This is a genomic window from Amycolatopsis methanolica 239 (assembly GCF_000739085.1).
In the GTDB taxonomy this organism is placed as follows: domain Bacteria; phylum Actinomycetota; class Actinomycetes; order Mycobacteriales; family Pseudonocardiaceae; genus Amycolatopsis_E; species Amycolatopsis_E methanolica.
In genome coordinates, this window is record NZ_CP009110.1 from 3,886,987 (window position 1) to 3,904,857 (window position 17,871).

Annotated in this window: 17 protein-coding genes and 1 pseudogene; 9 read left to right on the top strand and 9 right to left on the bottom strand. The window is 73.4% G+C overall.

Annotated elements, in window-relative coordinates:
• The first annotated feature begins 52 nt into the window (after positions 1-52).
• Positions 53-499: an SRPBCC family protein gene (locus tag AMETH_RS18895; RefSeq protein ID WP_017982697.1), complete on the top strand. Its 447-nt coding sequence runs from the start codon at positions 53-55 to the stop codon at positions 497-499.
• On the opposite strand, the gene AMETH_RS18900 is transcribed toward AMETH_RS18895, so the two are convergent.
• Genes AMETH_RS18900 through AMETH_RS18915 form a run of 4 tightly spaced genes read right to left on the bottom strand, consistent with a single transcriptional unit; the run spans position 490 to position 2,477 of the window.
• The gene (locus AMETH_RS18900; RefSeq protein ID WP_017982698.1) at positions 490-885 is read right to left on the bottom strand and encodes a hypothetical protein; all 396 of its coding nucleotides are present in this window, start codon (positions 883-885) and stop codon (positions 490-492) included. The two genes, AMETH_RS18895 and AMETH_RS18900, sit on opposite strands and share 10 nt — an antisense overlap.
• Positions 882-1,148 (bottom strand): YbaB/EbfC family nucleoid-associated protein, encoded by a 267-nt coding sequence (locus tag AMETH_RS18905; RefSeq protein WP_017982699.1) that lies wholly within the window; start codon positions 1,146-1,148, stop codon positions 882-884. Before AMETH_RS18905 ends, AMETH_RS18900 begins: the two co-directional genes overlap by 4 nt.
• Positions 1,145-2,095, bottom strand: coding sequence for a hypothetical protein (locus AMETH_RS18910; RefSeq protein WP_017982700.1), 951 nt, complete (start codon positions 2,093-2,095; stop codon positions 1,145-1,147). The genes AMETH_RS18905 and AMETH_RS18910 overlap by 4 nt, the downstream gene beginning before the upstream one ends.
• A complete protein-coding gene (locus AMETH_RS18915; protein WP_017982701.1) occupies positions 2,088-2,477 on the bottom strand; it encodes a hypothetical protein in 390 nt (129 codons plus the stop codon). Before AMETH_RS18915 ends, AMETH_RS18910 begins: the two co-directional genes overlap by 8 nt.
• 113 nt (positions 2,478-2,590) lie before the next feature.
• Between AMETH_RS18915 and AMETH_RS35885 the strand changes: the two genes are divergently transcribed.
• Both AMETH_RS35885 and AMETH_RS18930 read left to right on the top strand, forming a co-directional pair.
• Positions 2,591-4,273, top strand: a complete 1,683-nt coding sequence (locus AMETH_RS35885; protein WP_051079414.1) for a Vps62-related protein — start codon at positions 2,591-2,593, stop codon at positions 4,271-4,273.
• Between the two features lie 153 nt (positions 4,274-4,426).
• Positions 4,427-5,044: an antibiotic biosynthesis monooxygenase gene (locus AMETH_RS18930; RefSeq protein WP_026153158.1), complete on the top strand. Its 618-nt coding sequence runs from the start codon at positions 4,427-4,429 to the stop codon at positions 5,042-5,044.
• A 212-nt stretch (positions 5,045-5,256) separates the two neighbouring features.
• On the opposite strand, the gene AMETH_RS18935 is transcribed toward AMETH_RS18930, so the two are convergent.
• The 5 genes and pseudogenes from AMETH_RS18935 to AMETH_RS18955 all read right to left on the bottom strand — a co-directional run.
• A complete protein-coding gene (locus AMETH_RS18935) occupies positions 5,257-5,613 on the bottom strand; it encodes a universal stress protein (protein WP_017982703.1) in 357 nt (118 codons plus the stop codon).
• Positions 5,613-7,049: a sugar porter family MFS transporter gene (locus AMETH_RS18940; RefSeq protein WP_017982704.1), complete on the bottom strand. Its 1,437-nt coding sequence runs from the start codon at positions 7,047-7,049 to the stop codon at positions 5,613-5,615. The genes AMETH_RS18935 and AMETH_RS18940 overlap by 1 nt, the downstream gene beginning before the upstream one ends.
• A gap of 14 nt (positions 7,050-7,063) precedes the next feature.
• The gene (locus tag AMETH_RS18945; RefSeq protein WP_017982705.1) at positions 7,064-7,924 is read right to left on the bottom strand and encodes a sugar phosphate isomerase/epimerase family protein; all 861 of its coding nucleotides are present in this window, start codon (positions 7,922-7,924) and stop codon (positions 7,064-7,066) included.
• Between the two features lies 1 nt (position 7,925).
• On the bottom strand, positions 7,926-9,725 hold the full coding sequence (locus AMETH_RS41915) for a Gfo/Idh/MocA family oxidoreductase (RefSeq protein ID WP_017982706.1): 1,800 nt from the start codon (positions 9,723-9,725) through the stop codon (positions 7,926-7,928).
• 7 nt (positions 9,726-9,732) lie between these two features.
• Positions 9,733-9,942, bottom strand: a pseudogene (locus AMETH_RS18955) (aldehyde dehydrogenase family protein); the annotation flags it as partial.
• Positions 9,943-10,065: 123 nt separating this feature from the next.
• Here AMETH_RS18955 and AMETH_RS18960 point away from each other — a divergent pair.
• The 6 genes from AMETH_RS18960 (at position 10,066) to AMETH_RS18985 (ending at position 17,681) form a co-directional block, all read left to right on the top strand.
• Entirely contained in the window at positions 10,066-11,337 is a 1,272-nt protein-coding gene (locus tag AMETH_RS18960; protein ID WP_223842858.1) for an SWIM zinc finger family protein, read from the top strand.
• Complete coding sequence (locus AMETH_RS18965) at positions 11,334-12,743, top strand: DUF5691 domain-containing protein (protein WP_017982709.1); 1,410 nt, start codon at positions 11,334-11,336, stop codon at positions 12,741-12,743. Before AMETH_RS18960 ends, AMETH_RS18965 begins: the two co-directional genes overlap by 4 nt.
• Entirely contained in the window at positions 12,740-13,819 is a 1,080-nt protein-coding gene (locus tag AMETH_RS18970; RefSeq protein ID WP_017982710.1) for an ATP-binding protein, read from the top strand. The genes AMETH_RS18965 and AMETH_RS18970 overlap by 4 nt, the downstream gene beginning before the upstream one ends.
• Positions 13,816-16,002: a DUF5682 family protein gene (locus tag AMETH_RS18975; RefSeq protein ID WP_017982711.1), complete on the top strand. Its 2,187-nt coding sequence runs from the start codon at positions 13,816-13,818 to the stop codon at positions 16,000-16,002. Before AMETH_RS18970 ends, AMETH_RS18975 begins: the two co-directional genes overlap by 4 nt.
• Positions 15,999-17,150 (top strand): VWA domain-containing protein, encoded by a 1,152-nt coding sequence (locus tag AMETH_RS18980; RefSeq protein WP_017982712.1) that lies wholly within the window; start codon positions 15,999-16,001, stop codon positions 17,148-17,150. The genes AMETH_RS18975 and AMETH_RS18980 overlap by 4 nt, the downstream gene beginning before the upstream one ends.
• Positions 17,151-17,336: 186 nt before the next feature.
• Entirely contained in the window at positions 17,337-17,681 is a 345-nt protein-coding gene (locus AMETH_RS18985; RefSeq protein ID WP_156131690.1) for a hypothetical protein, read from the top strand.
• Positions 17,682-17,871 lie beyond the last annotated feature (190 nt).

Here is a 17,871-nt window from a genome sequence, read left to right on the forward strand (position 1 = left end):
CGGGCGCCGCCCGCCCGGCCTACCCTCGACGCACCACGAGAGGAGTCGGGTCATGTCCGGGAAGACCACCGCCGCGGTGGACATCGCGCGCAGCCCGCAGGAGGTGTTCGGCTTCCTCGCCGACGCCACCCACCTGCCCGACTGGCAGCCCGACGTCCGCACCGCCGCCTTCGACGGCCCGGGTCCGGTCACCGTCGGGACCCGCGGGCACGAGGTCCGCCACGTGATGGGCGCCGACCGGACCATCACGTGGGAGGTGACGGCCTACGAGCCGGGCCGGCGGTACGGGGTCCGCGGCGTGGACGGGCCGGTCCGGGCGAACGTGGACGTCACGTTCACCCCGCAGGGCCAGGGCACCCACGTCGAGTACGGCATCGCCTTCGAGGGGCACGGCGTGGGCAGGTTCATCGCTCCCCTGGCGCGGCGCAACGCGCGCAAGGAAGTGCCCGCCACGCTCGGCCTGCTGAAGCAGCACCTCGAAGCGCAGCCTCACGGCTGAGCGGGCAACGCTCCGCCGCAGTGCGGGCAGCACGTCACCCGCTCCCGTGCCGCCCGGCGCCGGTGCTCGTCGGCCAGACCGGTGAACAACTCCTCCGGCTCGTCACCCGCAGGCGGACGGGGCCGGCGCACCCCCGACGGCGCCCCCTGGCCCGCCCGGCGGATCGTTCTCACCACCGCCTCCGCCAACCGTGCTTCCGGCACCGTCCGCAGCCGCGCCGCGTCCAGCCGCACGTCGACGAGGACACCGGTTCCGCTGACCAGCACGTCGCCGAACCCACCGTCGATCACTTCGCTGACCGTGGCCCTGGCGCGTTCCCCCGCGGCACGTGCGATCGCCCGCAGGCGCTCGTCGGATTCCCGCGCCAGCTCGTCGAACCCGGTCACGTCGCCATCCCCGGCAGCACGGCGGACATCGCCTGCCGCCGGTGCTCGGCGGCAGCGGCACGGGCGGCCGCGACCGCGAACACGATCTCGCGGCCCAGGACGTCCGGGTGCACCCGCCGCAGGGTGCCCGCGGCCAGCCGCAGGCCGGTCAGGTTGCCGTGTCCGTCCACTTCGGCCGCCACGTTCCCGTGCGCGGCGGTGGCGCGGTGGTGGTCGAGCCGGCGGCCGAGTTCGGCCAGCGGCGGCGGGATCTCCGGCGTCACTGCGCGCCTGCCTTCGGCTCGGCAGGGGGCATGTCCAACGGCGGCGGCCCCACCACCGTCACCTTCCCCTCCGGTTCCGGGTCAGCCGCGCCGAGGTCGACGTCGTCGGTGTACCCGTTGATCGCCTCGGCGGCCGCGAGGTACTCGTCCTCGTCGAGACCGTCGAAGCCGTGGTCGAAGGTCTGCTCGAACCGGTGCAGCGCCGCGGCGCTCACGTCCTTGCCGAAGTGGTCCGCGCTGACCTGCGCGAGGTGCTCCGCGAACCCGGGCGGCACCGTGGCGAGGACGGTGCTGCCGTAGGGCTTCGGCAACCAGTGCGCGGGGTCCTTCAGCGATTCGGCCATCGCCGCGGGCAGGGTGAGCTGCGCCAGGGCGTTGCACGCCTCCCGGAGTCTGGCCAGTGCGACGCCGGCGTCGCGCTCGACGATCGCCTGGATCTGCGCCACCTTGCCGGACAGGGTGGCCATGATCGTGAAGACCGCGCCGGTCACCGACACCGGTGCGGTGCCCGAAGCGAACCCGGCGACACCGAGCAGGCCGGCGCTCATGATCGCGGCCGCGGCGTCGTTGACGGCGCCGTGGCAGTCCGCGGCGCAGGTGGCCATCGCCTTGTTCACCTCGCCGAGCGCGACGGCGACCTGCCCGGCCGCGGCCTGGTACTCCGCGTGCCGGGCCAGGGTGTCGTCGACGTGCCGGACGAACGCGTCCGCGGCGTCGCCGGCCCACACGTGCTTGACCTCGCTCTTCACGGTCTCCAGCCGGCTCTTGCAGCCGGCGAACCGCCTGCCGAGCTCGTTCCCCCACAGGTGCGCCAGCGCGTCGAGCGCGGCGGTCCGCGGCTCCCAGTCGGGCGCGGTCCGCAACAGGTCGGCCAGGTCGTCGTAACCCGTGCTCTCCGCGCACAGGATCACCACGTCGAACGCCAGCGGCAGGTTCCGGTCAGCCATGTGATCCCTTCCGGTAGCCGAACGCCTCGGCGTAATCCTCGTCGACGCGGGCGTAGACGCCGGCGATCTGCTTGAGCGTCAGCTCGGACTCGGCCAGCACCGTCGCACCGTGCGCCAGGGCGAGCCGCACCTCGGCCACGGCGTCCTGATAGGACCGCACACCGTCCACGATGGACGGGCTGCGCCGGGCGAGCGCGCCGAGGTCGTCCAGGCGAAGGTCGCAGCCCAGCAACAGTTCGCATGCGTCCCGCCAGGCGTCGGACGCCACGCCGAACCCGGTCGCCGCCAGCGCCAGCGAGCCGGGCACCACGTCGAAACCGGTTCCCGCCTGCGGTTTCCGATCGGGTAGTTCAGCCACGATGACCTCCTCGTCGAAGTGCACCGGTTGGATGCGACAGCTCTCCGCCCGGTTCCGGCGGAACCGGAAAAACGATCACCGGCGGCGGATCCGGGAAACGGCCACGCGGGCGGCGTCCGTTGCGTACAGTCCTGCAGATGCGCGCGTTGCTGGGGGTGGCTCTGCTGGCCATGACGTTGCTGACGGCCTGCCAGGACCACGATCCTGGGCCGAAGGAGCAGACCGCGCCCACTCCGGCGCGCGCGGACGAACCCACCGCGCTGCAGTTCGCGCCGCGGGTGTGGCTGGCCGGCGACGAACGGTTCACCCCGATGGACACGACCGCGTACATCCGGCAGTCGGTGCTGCGGTACGAGCACGACGACTGCGCCGACGGCGAACCGGTGGCCGACCCGGTCGAACCCGGCTCGCTCCGCGGCACTGTCTACAAGCACCAGAAGGACGCCGACCCAGCTGTGCCGTCCCCGGGCAAGCCGCTGTTCCCCTGCGCCCGCCACTCGGGCGAGGAGGTCACGCCGGACTCGGACGGCGGGTTCTACCTGGACGCGCACGACGACGTCCAGCCCGACGACGCTCCCCCGCCGATGTACTGGGAGCACCACCGCGCCGACGACGAGCGCTCCGCGTACGTGTACTGGTTCTTCTACGGCCGCAACGAACTTCGCCCTGCCGGCACCCCCGTGGGCAACACGCACGAGGGCGACTGGGAGCGGGTCGCCGTCCAGCTGCGGAACGGCGAGCCGGTCGCGGTGACCTTCTTCGGCCACGGCGCCGAGCCATGTTCGGTGCCGTGGACGGACCTGGACCACGACGACGGTCACCCGGTCGTGTACTCGGCCAAGGGGTCGCACGCGTCGTACCCGTCGAAGGGCTGGCACGTCTCCGGCGCCACCTTCGACTGGACCTCGCAGGGAAACCTGTGGCACGCGCAACCCCGCGCGCTCGACGGCGAGCCGTGGTACGGCTACCGCGGCGCGTGGGGCGCGCAGTCGCTCGTGCCCGGCTTCTCCGGCCCAGCCGGCCCCTACCCGGGACGGCAACTCGCCGACTTGTCCACCGACCGCCGCTGCGCCATGCCCGCCCGGCTGCCGGACGGGTTCGCCGGGACCTGGGAGACCCGCGACCCGGTCGAGCAGTCCCCGGCGACCCGGCCCTACCACATGCGGGTGGTCCTCGGCGGCGACAGCAACCCGGTCGAGTACCGCACGACCTGGACCGGTCCCGATCCGGACCTGGCCTGCCGCGGCATCCTCCGGCTGGTCGACGCGACCACCCAGTGGCTGCAGCTGCGCGAGACGATCCTGGACAAGGACGCGGGCAACTGCGTCACCGAGGGCACGGTGACGCTCCACCGGGACGGCGAGTCGCTGAAGATGACCTACTCCGGCGGCGGCGTGACGGGAGAGGCCACGCTGTACCGCAAGCAGGAGGGCCAGCCCCCGTCCGGGTCCTCGGCACCGCCGACGTCGTCGGCGCCGTCGGCGTCCGACGGCATCCGGCGTTACGAGGAGTTCCTGCACGCGGTGGGCCGTGAGGACCTCGCGGTGGTCTGCGAGATCGCCGGCCCGGCCGCGAAGCAGGCGGAGGACCAGGGTTTCGGGCCGTGCGAGCAGACCTTCCCGATCACGTTCCAGATGTTCTCGCCGGCGCAGAAGCGGGCCCTGCGTACCGCGACGGTCGACCGGGCCCGGGTCACCGAAACCGCGGGGCGGATCGAGATCCCGGCCGGCGCGGTGCGGGCGGACACCCCGTTCGCGGACAGCGACCTCGGCGACGCGGTCCTCGAATACCGCGGCGGCCAGTGGTACGTCGTCGACTGAGTGGTGGACCGCGGCGGGTGTCCCCGTGGAAGCGGAAGAAGCTGCGGCCGTCGATTCCGACCACGGTTGCGCCTGCTCGCCCCGCGGCGCAAGGTGGAGGGCTACCGGCGGCGCCGCCGGGACGCCGCCTCGACCGGAGAGGGGGTGGAAGGCGTGTTCGCGCGTTCCACCACGGTGCAAGCTCACCAGGACACCATCGACGCCGGGATCGCCCACATCCGCGACGAGGTCATGCCGGAGCTGATGGAGATGCCCGGCTGTGTCGGACTGTCGATGCTCGTCGACCGCGAATCCGGGCGCTGCATCGCCACCAGCTCGTGGGAGTCGAGGGAGGCGATGCGGGACAGCGCGGACCGGGTACGCCCGCTGCGCGACCACGCGGCGGAGGTGATGGGCGGCAACCGCGCCCAGGTCGACGAGTGGGAGATCGCGGTGCTGCACCGCACGCGGCCCGCTCCCGAAGGCGCCTGCTGCCGCGTCACCTGGACCCGTTTCGACCAGCTCGAGCGCGCGGTCGACACCTACCGCATGGGCTTGCTACCCGAGCTGGAACGCCTCGACGGGTTCTGCAGCGCCAGCCTGATGATCGACCGCGACGCCGGTCTCGCCGTGTCCTCGGTGACCTACGACAACCACGCGAACATGGCGAGCACCCGCAACCGCGCCGACGCCCTCCGTTCGCGCGGCGCGGAGGAGGCCGGCGTGGAGATCCTGGAGGTGGCCGAGTTCGACCTCGCGCTGGCGCACCTGCGGGTCCCCGAGATGGCCTGACCGGGCCACCCGAGCCGGGACGGGCCACCGGACCGAGACGCGCCACCGGGCCGGACCAGGCCACCCGACCACAACGGGCCACCGAGCCAGACCAGGCCAACGGCCCGAGGCGGGCCACCAAGCCCGACCAAGACCAACGGGCCGAGGCCAACCACCGAGCCCGGCCAAGGCCACCGAGCCGGGGCGGTCAGCCCCGGCCCGCTGGCTCCCTCTCACCCGGGCGTCTTCACGGCCAGCACCGGCACGTCGGCATTGAGCAGCAGGAACTGGGCGAGGCTGCCCAGCACGAGCTTGCCCACCGGGCTGCGCCGCTTCATGCCGATCACCAGCAGGTCCACCTCGTCGCGGTGGCGGTCCAGCAGGCCGAGCACGTGTTGCCCCACTTCGACGTCCGGCTCCCGTTCGAGCACGGTCGTCTCGACGTCGTCAGGCACGTGCGAGGTGTCCAGCGGCGCCAGGCGCAGGTTGGCGGCCAGCAGCCCGGTCCGGCGGCGGCGCGCCTCGGCGACCGCGGTGTCCAGCGCCGGCGTGCCCTCGTCCGAATCGGTCACCGCGACCAGCACCGCCATCAGGCCGTCACCTGACCGGTGTAGCGGGTGCGCAGTTCCTTCTCCAGCGTCTCGAGCGACCGGCCGCGGGTCTCCGGCACGAACCTCGCCACGAACGTGATCGCCCCGACGCCGAGCGCGGCGAACAGGAAGAACGTGCCCGAGATGTGGATGGCCTCCACCAGCAGCGGGAACAGCAGCCCGACCGCGAAGTTGGTCAGCCACAGCACCAGCGCGGACAGCCCGAACCCGAACCCGCGCAACTTGAGCGGGAAGATCTCGGACAGCATCAGCCACGTCACCGGCGAGATCGACCCCTGCTGGAAAGCCAGGAACGTCACCGTCAGGGTCAGCACGACGAACGCGCGCCCGGTCCCTTCCGGCAGCAGGAGCGAGAACAGCCCGATCAGCAGCAGCGCCGAGGTGGTGCCGATCTGCCCGGCGATCAGCATCGACCTGCGGTTGACCCGTCCCAGCAGCCAGATCCCGACGAACGTGGCCAGCACCGAGATCACGCCGTTGGCGATGTTCGCGGTCAGTGCGCCGTTCGCGGAGAACCCGGCGTCGGTGAGAATCTGCGTGCCGTAATACATGATCGAGTTGACGCCGGTGATCTGCTGGACGATCGCGATGCCGGCCCCGGTCAGCACGAGCCGCCGGATCCACGGGGTCGCCAGGTCCGACCAGCCGCCGGTCTTGGCCTGCCGGTCCTCAAGCGCGAGCTGCCGCACCTCGGCAAGCTCGGCCTCCGCGCGCCGAGCCGAGCGGACCTCCTTGAGCACGGACAGCGCGTCGCCGAACCGCTCCCGGGCAGCCAGCCACCGGGGGCTCTCCGGCATGACCAGCATCCCGAACCACAGCACCACCGCGGGCAGCGTGGCCAGCACCAGCATCCACCGCCACACGCCGCCGCTCTCGCCGAAGGCGTTGCCGATGATCGCGTTGAAGGTGAACGCGAGCAGCTGACCGGTGACGATCATCAGTTCGTTCTGGGTCACCAGGCGCCCGCGCCGTTCGGCGGGCGAGACCTCGGCGAGGTAGGTCGGTACGGTCACCGAAGCCCCGCCGACGGCAAGGCCGAGCACGAACCGCGAGATCACCATGACCGTGGTGTCCGGCGCGAGCGTGCAGCCCAGGGTGCCGGCGAGGAAGATCACCGCCAGGGCCAGGATGGTGCGGCGGCGTCCGCGGCGGTCGGACAACCGCCCGCCGAGCACCGCGCCGAGCGCCGCGCCCAGCAGCAGTGAACTCGTCACCAGCCCCTCGGTCAGGGCGGTGAGCCCGAGGTCGGCCTGCATGTAGGGCAGGGCGCCGTTGATCACGCCCGTGTCGTAGCCGAACAGCAGCCCCCCGAAGGTGGCGATCACGGTGACCAGGCGGAGCCGCCGCGTGTGCGGCCCCTTCCGGTCCTCGGGGAGGGTCTGCCCGGATGGTGCGTCGTCTTTGATGTGTGACATGAGGGTTTCTTCCTCTAGGCGGCCAGTTCCTTGGTAACCCGTTCGAGCATGAAAGTGGAAGAGGCGACGGCGCGTTCCTCCCAGGCGAACACGCACACGGTCGCGACCCCGTCGAAGCCGAGCTCGCGGAGCGTGCCGAAGAACGCGTCCCAGTCGACCTCGCCCTGGCCGATGTCCAGGTGCTGGTGGATCCGCGCCGGGGTCCCCGGCGGGTTGAGGATGTAGCGCAGACCGGAGGACCCCTTGTGGTTGAAGGTGTCCGCGATGTGCACGTGCTGCAGCTTGTCGCCCGCGTAGCGCAGCATCCCGGCGATGTCGCCCGCGCCGTCGGAGAGGTGGAACGTGTGCGGGGCGCAGTACAGGTAGTTCACCCACGGCTTGTTGATGGCGCGCACCAGGTCCACCGCGGGGTCGTTCAGCTCGCAGAAGTCGTCCGGGTGCGCTTCGAGGTTGAGGGCGATGCCTTCGCGTTCGAAGACCGGCAGCAGCTCCTCCATGGACCGCCAGAACGCGGCCTCGCTCTCCGCGGCCTTCTCCGGGCGGCCGTTGAACTCGGAGTTCATCAGCGGGCAGCCCAGCTCGGCGGTCACCTCGATCATCCGCGTCCAGTAGCGGACCGCGGCCTGGCGCTCGGCCTCGTCCGGGCTGGACCACTTGTACAGCGGCAGCACGCTGGCCAGCCGGACACCGGTCTCGGCCAGCACGCCCTTCAGCTCGGCGACCTTGTCGTCGTCGGCGCGCGGGTGCAGGAAGAACGGCATGAAGTCCGCGCGCGGGGACAGTTCGATGTGGTCGTAGCCGATGTCGGCGACCGTGCGGACCATCTCGCGCATCGGCAGGTGACGCAGCATGTAGGGGTCGAGTGCGATCTTCACGTCAGCTCCCGTAGAGGTCAGGGCGGTCCTTGAGCCGCACGGACACCACGCGCTGCGTGTGCAGCGCCTCGGTGCCCGCGTCGGTGATCACCGCCGCGGCGTAGCCGTCCCAGGCGCTGGGGCCGGCGAGCCTGCCGTCGTCGATGGAGGCGACCCACTCGACGAACTCCCGGTCGAACGCGGCGCCGAAGCGGTCCTTCCAGGCCTGCAGCACGCCGGTGCGCTGCACGGCGCCGGTCTTGACGATCACGTCCGCCGGGTCGGGCAGCCGCACGGTGCCGGCCTCGCACACCGTCTCGCACTGGATGTCGTAGCCGAACTGGCAGTTCACGAACACCTCCAGGTCGACCCGGACGCCGCTCGCGGTTTCGAACAGCATGAACTGCGGGTCGGCCAGGTGCTCGAACCGGTTGGCTGTGCGGCGCGGCTGGATCACCTGGGCGGAGACGATCTCCTCCTCCAGCAGCCAGCGGATCGTGTCGATCTCGTGCACCGCGGTGTCCTGCACCGCCATCGCCGAGTGGTAGGCCTCGGGCACGGTGGGGTTGCGGTGGGCGCAGTGCATCATCAGCGGGTGGCCCAGCTGCCCGCCGTCAAGGAGCTGCTTCATGGCGCGGTAGCCGGCGTCGTAGCGGCGCATGAAACCGACCTGCACCAGCCGCCGTCCGAACGTCTGCTCGGCCTCGATGATGCGCAGGCAGTCCTCGGCGGTGGTGGCCAGCGGCTTTTCGCAGAACACGTACTTGCCCGCCTCGATCGCGGCCAGCACGTACTCGGCGTGCGTCGGGCCCCAGCTGGTGACCACGACCGCGTCGACCAGCGGGTCGGCGATCACGTCCTGCCCGGTGGGCAGGGCGCGGGCGCCGATGCCGGAGGCGACCTCGGCCGCGCGGGCGCCGTCGACGTTGGTCACCGCGACCACTTCGGCGCCGGTGACCACGTCGGTCAGGCGGCGGATGTGGTCCTGACCGATCATGCCGGTGCCGATCACTCCGATGTGGACGGTCATGCGAGCTCTCCTCCGGGGCGGCGGGTGCCGGACAGGCCGCGCGAGTTCAGGTACTCGCGAGTCCGCACCGCGATGGGCAGGGGCACCTCGGGGGCGCACCCGGTCGAGGACAGCCGCGTCCATCTGCTTGATGTGGACGTAACCGATGCGCTCGCCGAAGCGGCGGATCAGGTCGACCGCGTCGCCGCCGCCGTAGGCGACGTGCCCGGTGTCCAGGCACAGGTTGGCGTAGCGGGCGTCGCTTTCGTTGAGGTAGCGCTCGATCTCGGGCTGGGTCTGGATGTGGCTGTCCGCGTGCGGGTGCAGCACGAGCCGCACGTCGTAGGTTTCCAGCAGGATCCGGCCCAGCTCGTCGGCACGCCGGCCGAAGGAGGCCCACTGCTCGGCGGTCAGCTCAGGCGACTCGGTGTACGCGCCGGTCTTCTCGTCGCGGTACATCGGCGGGATGTAGACGAGGTGGTGGGCGCCGGCGGCGGCGGTCAGCTCGGCGACCTTGCGGGTGGTCGCGAGCATGTCGTCCCACTGGTCGGGCCGGTGCAGCGCGCCGAACGTGGTGCCGCCGGACACCTTCAGGCCGCGCTCCCCCAGCTCCTCGGCCAGCTGCCGCGGGTCGGTGGGCAGGTAGCCGAACGGGCCCAGCTCCAGCCATTCGTACCCGGCCTGGACGAGCTCGTCGAGGAACCGGGTGTGCGGGACCTGCTGCTCGTCCTGGGGGAACCAGACGCCCCACGAGTCGGGGGCGGAGCCGAGGCAGAGGTTGCCGATCACGGTGCGCGTCGTCGCGGTGGTCATGGTGCTCCTAGCTGGAGGTGGGGAAGTTGAATCCGGCTTCGGTGTGGGGCCAGCGGGTGGTGACGACCTTGGCGCGGGTGTAGAAGCGGACGCCTTCGGGGCCGTGGATGGGGCTGTCGCCGATGAGGGAGTCCTTCCAGCCGCCGAAGCTGTAGTAGGACATCGGGACCGGGATGGGCACGTTGATGCCGATCATGCCGACCTTGACCTCGCGCTGTGGGGAGGCGCCCGCCCCGGCACGCGGCGGGGCGCGCCGGGGTGGGCGCCACCGGCACGCGGGACGCGCCCCACCCGGCGAACCAGCAGCCCGCGGCTCCATCACGGCCGTTAGGCTGGCCGCGTGGGATCGCGGTGGACGGTGGCTCGGGTGCTCGCGCTGGCCCCGGACGCCGGGTCCGCGCGGGCCGCCCGTGGGCTCGCGAACCCGCGCACCTGGTCCGACCTCGGCAGCACCAGCTCACTCGTCTGGGGCAAGTGCCAGGGCAGCGCCCGCGCCCCCTACCAGGTGACCGTCGACCTCACCGAACCGTCCTTCCGCTGCACCTGCCCGAGCCGCAAGTTCCCCTGCAAGCACGGCCTGGCGCTGCTGCTCATGTGGGCCGCGGGCGACGGCTCCGTCACCGAGGACGCCGGGCCCGCCGACTGGGTCACCCCCGCCGCACCCCGCCGGGAAGCCGCCAAACCCGACCCCGAGGCGCAGGCCAAGCGCCTGGCCGAGCGGGAGTCGCTCATGTCGGCCGGCCTCGACGACTTCGAGCTGTGGCTGCACGACCTCGTCCGGCAGGGCCTGGCGACCGCCCGCCGCCAGCCGCCCGGGTTCTGGGAGACCGCCGCGGCCCGGCTCGTCGACGCCCAGCTGCCCGGGCTCGCCGACCGGGTCCGCGCCGCCGGCGCCGACATCCACGCCCGCGCCGACTGGGCGCCGCACCTGCTCGGCGAGCTCGGCCGCTGGTACCTCGCGGTCCGCGCGTGGCGGCGCCGCGCCGAGCTGGACGACGCCGCGATGGGCGACCTGCGCACGGTGCTGGGCTGGGCCCGCCGCCGCGACGAGATCGGCGACCGGGTCGCCGACCGGTGGTGGGTCGTCGGCCTGAGCCAGGAGGAGGACGAGCGCCTGCTGTCCCAGCGCACCTGGCTGCACGGCGAGCGCACCGGCGAAACCGTGGTGCTGCTGGATTTCGCCGCCACCGGGCAGGCCCTGAAGGTCGCGCAAGTGCTCGGGTCCGTTGTGGACGGTGAGGTGGCCCGCTACCCCGGCGGCCCGCCCCGCCGCGCCCTGCTCGCCGGCGACGAGCACAAGGTCACGCCGGGCTCGGGCCTGCCGCACGCCACCGACGTCCGCACCGCGCTCGGGCAGGCCGCCCGGTGGCTCGCCCGGAACCCGTGGCTGCGTCGCATTCCGCTGGCCCTGGCGGGGATGACCGTCGTCCCCGGCGACCCGCCGCTGCTCGTCGACCCCACCGGCGCCGCGCTCACCCTGGCGCCGGGCACCGACGTGTGGCAGCTGCTCGCCCTGTCCGGCGGGCACCCGGTGCCGGTGTTCGGCGAGTGGATCGACGAGCGCCTGCACCCCCTGAGCGTGCAGGTCGATGACCGGCTGGTGGCGCTGTGACCCCGTGGGACGACCTGCTGGGCACGGCGCTGGTCGGCACCGGCCGCCGCCCCTTCGACCTCACCGCCTCCGGCATCCCGGGCGCCGGCAGCGTCACCGCGGAGTCGCCCGAGGCCGCGGTCCTGGCCGCGGCCGCCATCGCCGCCGGGCACCGGCGCGCGGGCTGGATGCCACCGGTGTGGCGCGGCACCCCACGGCGACCGGCCGCCCCCGACGACCGTCCCGAATGCACCCCGGCCGCAGCCCAGCTGCTGGAACTGCTGCTCACCAAGGCCATCCGCCTCGAGGTCGGCACCGAGCTGCTCACCGGCGACTGGCTCGCCGCCGCCCGCGACACCGGACGGCGCCCGCCGTACCCGCTGCTGCCCGAGCTGCTCCGGTTCGGCACGACCACCGCCACCGCCCGCCCGCTGGTCCGCGACGTCCTCGGCCCGCGCGGCGCCTGGCTGGCCGGGCACAACCCGGCGTGGAGCTGGGCCGCCACCGTCCCGCCGGCCGACGTGGCGGAGCGGTTCGCCACCGGCACCCGCGCCGAGCGGGTGGCGCTGCTGACCGACCTGCGCGCCACCGCACCCGGCCGCGCGCGCGAACTGATCGAGGAAACCTGGGCCGACGAGCCGGCCGCCACCCGCGCCGCCTTCCTCGACACCCTGCGCACCGGCCTGTCCGGCGACGACGAACCGCTGCTCGAACGCGCCCTCGACGACCGCGCCGCGACCGTCCGCGCCGCCGCCACCGCGCTGCTCGACCACCTGCCCGGCTCGGCCCGCGCCCGCCGTATGGCCGAGCGCGCCCAGCGGCTCCACCAGGGCCGCGGCGCCTTCGACCTGCCCGGCGAACCCGACGACGCGGCCCGCCGCGACGGTGTCACCGACCACCGCGAACCCGGTCTCGGCCGCGGCGCGTCCCGGCTGATCCAGATCCTCGCCGCCGCCCCGCTGTCCGCCTGGGACCCGGACTGGATCCCCGAGGCCGGCCACGACGTCCTCCTCGGCTGGACGAAGGCCGCGCTGCGCCAGCGCGACCAGGAGTGGCTCGCCGCGCTGGCCCGCCACCAGCCCACCCCCGAGCTGATCGCCGCGCTCACCCCGGCTGCCGCCGCGGAAATCCTCGGCGGCAGCCGGAAACTCGATGCCCGGTTCGGCGCGCTGCTCGCCGCCGCGCCCGGACCGTGGCCCGCGGAGTTCTCCACCGGGATCGTCGGGCGGCTGCGCACCGCCAAGGCCGAGGCCGTGCTGCGGCTCGCCGCCCGCGCGATGGCCGAGCACCTGCACCCCGCGGCGCTGGCCGCCGTCGAGAACTGGCTGCTCGCCCTCGGCACCGAGCACAAACCCACCGCGCGCACCCTGCGCGGCATCGCCCACGCGCTGACCATCCGAGCGACCATCCGGCAGGAGTTCACATGACCGACGTGCTGAGAGCACACGCCGAGCAGCAGCACGCCGACGAGCTGGCTGCCCTCGCAGCCGCCGACGACCGGCCCAAACCGCCCAACTGGAAGCTGTCGCCGTGGGCGGTGGCCACCTACGTGCTGGGCGGCGAGGCCCCGGACGGCACGCCGATCACGCCGAAGTACCTCGGCTCGCGCCGTCTCGTCGAGGTCGCGATCGCCACGCTCGCCACCGATCGCGCGCTGCTCCTGCTGGGCGTGCCCGGCACCGCGAAGACGTGGCTGTCCGAGCACCTGGCCGCGGCGATCTCCGGCGACTCCACCCAGCTGGTGCAGGGCACGTCCGGCACCGCCGAGGAGGCGATCCGCTACGGCTGGAACTACGCGCGCCTGCTCGCCGAGGGGCCCTCGCCCAAGGCGCTGGTCGCCAGCCCGGTGCTGCGCGCGATGGAGACCGGCGGCATCGCGCGGATCGAGGAGCTGACCCGCATCCCGTCCGACGTGCAGGACGCGCTGATCACGATCCTCAGCGAGAAGACCCTGCCGATCCCGGAGCTGGACAGCGAGGTGCAGGCGCTCGCCGGGTTCAACGTGATCGCCACGGCCAACGACCGCGACCGCGGCGTGAACGACCTGTCCGCCGCGCTCAAACGCCGCTTCAACGTCGTCGTGCTGCCGCTGCCCGACGACGCGGAGTCCGAAGTGGAGATCGTCCGGCTGCGCGTCGAGCAGCTGGGCCGGTCGCTGCAGCTGCCTGCCGGCGCGGAGAACGTGGACGAGATCCGCCGCGTGGTGACCGTGTTCCGCGAACTGCGCGACGGGGTCACCGCCGACGGGCGCACGAAGATCAAGTCGCCGTCGGGCACGCTGTCCACTGCCGAGGCGATCTCGGTGATGACCAACGGGATCGCACTCGCGACGCACTTCGGCGACGGCGTGGTGCGGGCCGACGACGTGGCGGCCGGCCTGCACGGCGCGGTGGTCAAGGACCCGGTGCAGGACCGGATCGTGTGGCAGGAGTACCTGGAGACCGTGGTGCGCGAACGCAAGCCGTGGTCCGACCTCTACCGCGCGTGCCGGGAACTGGTGTGAGCGTTCACATCCTCGGCATCCGGCACCACGGGCCCGGCTCGGCCCGCGCGGTCGCCGACGCCCTGGAACGGCTCGACCCCGAGGTCGTGCTGATCGAGGGGCCGCCGGAGCTGGACTCCGTCGCCCCGCTCGCCGCGGCCGCGGGCATGCGCCCGCCGGTGGCCGGGCTGGTGTACGCGACCGACCGGCCGGCGACGGCCGCGTTCTACCCGATGGCGGTGTTCTCCCCGGAGTGGGTGGCGCTGCGGTGGGCGCTGGAGCACGGCAGGCAGGTGCGGTTCCTCGACCTGCCCGCGAACGCCGCGCTCGTGCTGGAGGACGCCGAAGACCCGTCCGCGGAACCGCCGATCGACCCGATCGCGACACTGGCCGAAGCCGCCGGCTACGACGACCCCGAGCGCTGGTGGGAGGACGCGGTCGAGCTGCGTTACCACGGGCTCGAGGTGTTCGACGCGCTGCTCGACGCCATGCGCGCGCTGCGCGAAGGGCACGTGCCCGACCTGCGCACGCAGCGGCGCGAAGCCGCGATGCGGAAGGTGCTGCGGGCGGTCATCCGCGGCGGGGCCGGCACGATCGCGGTGGTGTGCGGCGCCTGGCACGCGCCGGTGCTGGTGCCCTCGGAGTTCCCCGCGCAGGCCGCGGACAACGGGCTGCTCAAGGGGTTGCGCACGACGAAGGTCGCCGCGACCTGGGTGCCGTGGACGTCGTCGCGGCTGGCCAGGGCCAGCGGCTACGGGGCGGGCATCTCCTCCCCCGGCTGGTACCACCACCTGTTCACCACCGCCCGGGACGAGGCGGTCGGCCGCTGGCTGGTGCGGGTGGCGCACCTGCTGCGCCGCGAGCAGCACGACGTGTCCCCGGCCGCGGTGATCGAAGGCGTCCGGCTCGCCGACGCGCTGGCCGTGCTGCGCAACCGCCCGCACCCCGGGCTGCCCGAGGTGCTGGAGGCCTGCCAGGCGGTCCTGTGTGGAGGGTCGGACGTCCCGATGCGGCTGGTCGCCCGCAAGCTGCTGGTCGGCGACATCCTGGGCCGGGTGCCCGCCGAGACGCCGATGGTGCCGCTGGCCAAGGACCTGGAGGCGACCCGGAAACGGTTGCGGCTCAAGCAGAGCGCGGCCGAGCAGCAGCTCGACCTGGACCTGCGCACGCCGACGCACCTGGAGCGCAGCAAGCTGCTGCACCGGCTGCTGCTGCTCGGCGTGCGGTGGGGCGAGCCCGCGGAAACGGCGCGGACGCGGGGCACGTTCCGCGAATCGTGGGTGCTGGAGTGGCGGCCGGAGCTGGCGGTCGCGTTGATCGAGGCGAGCGGCCTCGGCACGACGATCGAGTCCGCGGCGACGGCGGTGGTGGCGCAGCGCGCGGCCGGGGCCGACATCGCCAAGCTGAGCGCCCTGGTCGAGGACACGCTGACCGCGGACCTCCCGGAAGCGCTGGCGGGGGTGCTCGCGGCGCTCGACGAGCGGGCCGCTCGCCAGCACGACACCACCCGGCTGATGGCGGCGGTGGAGCCGATGGCGCGCGTGCGCCGCTACGGCAACGTGCGGCGCGCGGACACCGAACTGGTGCAGCGGGTGCTGACCGGCGTGGTCACACGCATCGCGGTTGGCCTGCCCGCCGCGTGCGCGGGACTCGACGAGGACGCCGGCCGCGAAGTGCGGCAGCTCGTGGACGGCGTGCAGCGCGGCATCGGGCTGCTCGACCAGCAGGAGCTGCGGGAGGTCTGGTACGGCGCGCTGCGGACGGTCGCCGACCGGCTCGGCGTGCCGGGCCTGATCGCCGGCCGCGCGGTGCGGCTGCTGCTGGACGCCGGGCTGCTGGACGTGGCCGACGCCGGGGGCAGGCTCTCCCGGCAACTGTCCGTCGCCGCCGACGCGACGCAGGCCGCGGGGTGGCTGGAGGGGTTCCTGTCCGGCGAGGCGGCGCTGCTGGTGCACGAGCCGGAGCTGCTGGAGATCGTCGACCGGTGGGCCACCGGGGTCGGCGAGGAGGTGTTCGACCACCTGCTGCCGTTGCTGCGCCGCACGTTCGCCGAATTCAGCGCGCCGGAGCGGCGGGAGATCGGGCTGCGGGTGCGGCGGATCGACCGCGGCGAGGGTGCGTCCGGGGCGCGCGCGGCGGACGAGGACCTGAACCACGAGAGGGCGGCGCTGGTGGTGCCGCGGATCCTGGAGCTGCTGGGATGAGCGAACGGCTGCGGCGGTGGCGGATGATGCTCGGCGGACAGGACGCCGACGGCACCGGCGTGTCGCTGTCCGGTGCGGACACCCGGCGGGACGCCACGCTGGAAGCGTTGTACGACAAGGAAAAGGACCGCCGCGGCGGGCTCGGCGGGTCGTCCCCGCGGGTCGCGCGGTGGCTGGGCGACATCCGCGGCTACTTCCCCAGCTCGGTGGTGCAGGTCATGCAGCGCGACGCGATGGAACGGCTCGGGCTGCGCCAGTTGCTGCTGGAGCCGGAGATGCTGGAGTCGGTGCAGCCGGACGTGCACCTGGTGGGCACACTGCTCTCGCTCAACCGGGCCATCCCCGAGCGCTCGCGCGAAACGGCGCGCGCGGTGGTGCGGAAGGTGGTCGAGGACCTGGAGAAGCGCCTGGCGCAGCCGACGCGGCAGGCGGTGGGCGGGGCGCTGCACCGGGCCAACCGCACGAACCGGCCCCGGCACGGCGACATCGACTGGAACCGCACGATCCTGGCCAACCTGAAGCACTACCAGCCCGAGCAGCGGACCGTGGTGCCGGAGCGGCTGGTGGGTTTCGGCAGGCGGCTGCCGAGCGTGTCCAGGCAGATCGTGCTGTGCCTCGACCAGAGCGGATCGATGGCCGCGTCGGTGGTGTACGCGAGCGTGTTCGGGGCGGTGCTCGCGTCGATCCGGTCGCTGCGGACCCAGGTGATCGCGTTCGACACCGCGGTGGCGGACCTGACCGAGTCGGTGTCCGACCCGGTGGAGTTGCTGTTCGGGGTCCAGCTGGGCGGCGGCACCGACATCAACGCGGCGCTGGCGTACTGCCAGAGCCGGATCGACGCGCCACGCGACACGGTGCTGGTGCTGATCAGCGACCTCTTCGAGGGCGGTGACGAGGCGGAGATGCTGCAGCGCGCGCAGGCCCTGAAGGCCGACGGCGTGCAGGTGGTGTGCCTGCTCGCCCTGAGCGACGACGGGGCGCCCGCCTACGACCACGACAACGCGGCCGCGCTGGCGGCGCTGGGGATTCCGGCGTTCGCGTGCACGCCGGACAAGTTCCCGGACCTGATGGCCGCGGCGGTCCAGCGGCAGGACGTGGGCGCCTGGGCGGCGGCGAACGACATCCCGGCCGCGGCGGCCGGGGAGTAGCCCGTTTCCGCCTCTCGCACGCGATCTTCGTGAAAGGGTGCCTTCGCCGCGGCGAAGGAGGAGGCGCGGACGAGCAGCGCATCAGCAATGACCTGAGCGGCACCGTCCACGGCGCGGCTGTCCAAGCCGGATCCATCACCCGCACCTCACCCGGCCGCCCCGGCCGGCTGGGGCCAGGCCTCGGCCTTGCCCGCCGACGTCCAAGCCCTGCTCAGGGCCCAGGCGCAAGCTGCGCAGGAGTTGCCGTACCGGCTGCCCGGGGCGCGGCGCCCGGCGCTGGCCACCCTGTACGTGCGCCAGGAGCTCGGCAGCGGGCAGGACGACGACCAGCCCGAGCCGGAGCGCCCGGCCCCCATCGTGGACGACCGGGGCCGGCTCGTGCAGCCGGCGACGGCCCCGGTGACCCGGCTGGTGGTCCGGCCGCCGTCGCGCTCGGTGCACGACGTGCTGGCCAGCGACGACCACGTGGTCGTGACCGGCGGGCCCGGCCAGGGGAAGTCCCCGGTACCGGCGGCTGGTTGTCCGGTCTGATGGACGACGAGGCCTTCCCGTAGCCGTCGCGGGTGGCGGCCGCGACCGCGCTGGCGACCAGGGTGCGCGGCGCGGAGGGCGACGCCGCGTGCCACCGGCTGCGCGAGGTGGTGGAGCGCCTGCGTGCGGTTCTCGCCGACCGCACGGCCACCGTCAACCACAAGTTGTGGGCCGCGCGCAGCCTCGGGGA

Excerpts from the sequence above, each read along its gene's own strand:
- AMETH_RS18895 (WP_017982697.1), top strand. The coding sequence starts at position 53 with ATGTCCGGGAAGACCACCGCCGCGGTGGACATCGCGCGCAGCCCGCAG.
- AMETH_RS18935 (WP_017982703.1), bottom strand. The coding sequence starts at position 5,613 with ATGGCGGTGCTGGTCGCGGTGACCGATTCGGACGAGGGCACGCCGGCG.
- AMETH_RS18980 (WP_017982712.1), top strand. The coding sequence starts at position 15,999 with ATGAGCGAACGGCTGCGGCGGTGGCGGATGATGCTCGGCGGACAGGAC.
- AMETH_RS18910 (WP_017982700.1), bottom strand. The coding sequence starts at position 2,095 with ATGGCTGACCGGAACCTGCCGCTGGCGTTCGACGTGGTGATCCTGTGC.
- AMETH_RS41915 (WP_017982706.1), bottom strand. The coding sequence starts at position 9,725 with ATGACCACCGCGACGACGCGCACCGTGATCGGCAACCTCTGCCTCGGC.
- AMETH_RS18940 (WP_017982704.1), bottom strand. The coding sequence starts at position 7,049 with ATGTCACACATCAAAGACGACGCACCATCCGGGCAGACCCTCCCCGAG.
- AMETH_RS18970 (WP_017982710.1), top strand. The coding sequence starts at position 12,740 with ATGACCGACGTGCTGAGAGCACACGCCGAGCAGCAGCACGCCGACGAG.
- AMETH_RS35885 (WP_051079414.1), top strand. The coding sequence starts at position 2,591 with ATGCGCGCGTTGCTGGGGGTGGCTCTGCTGGCCATGACGTTGCTGACG.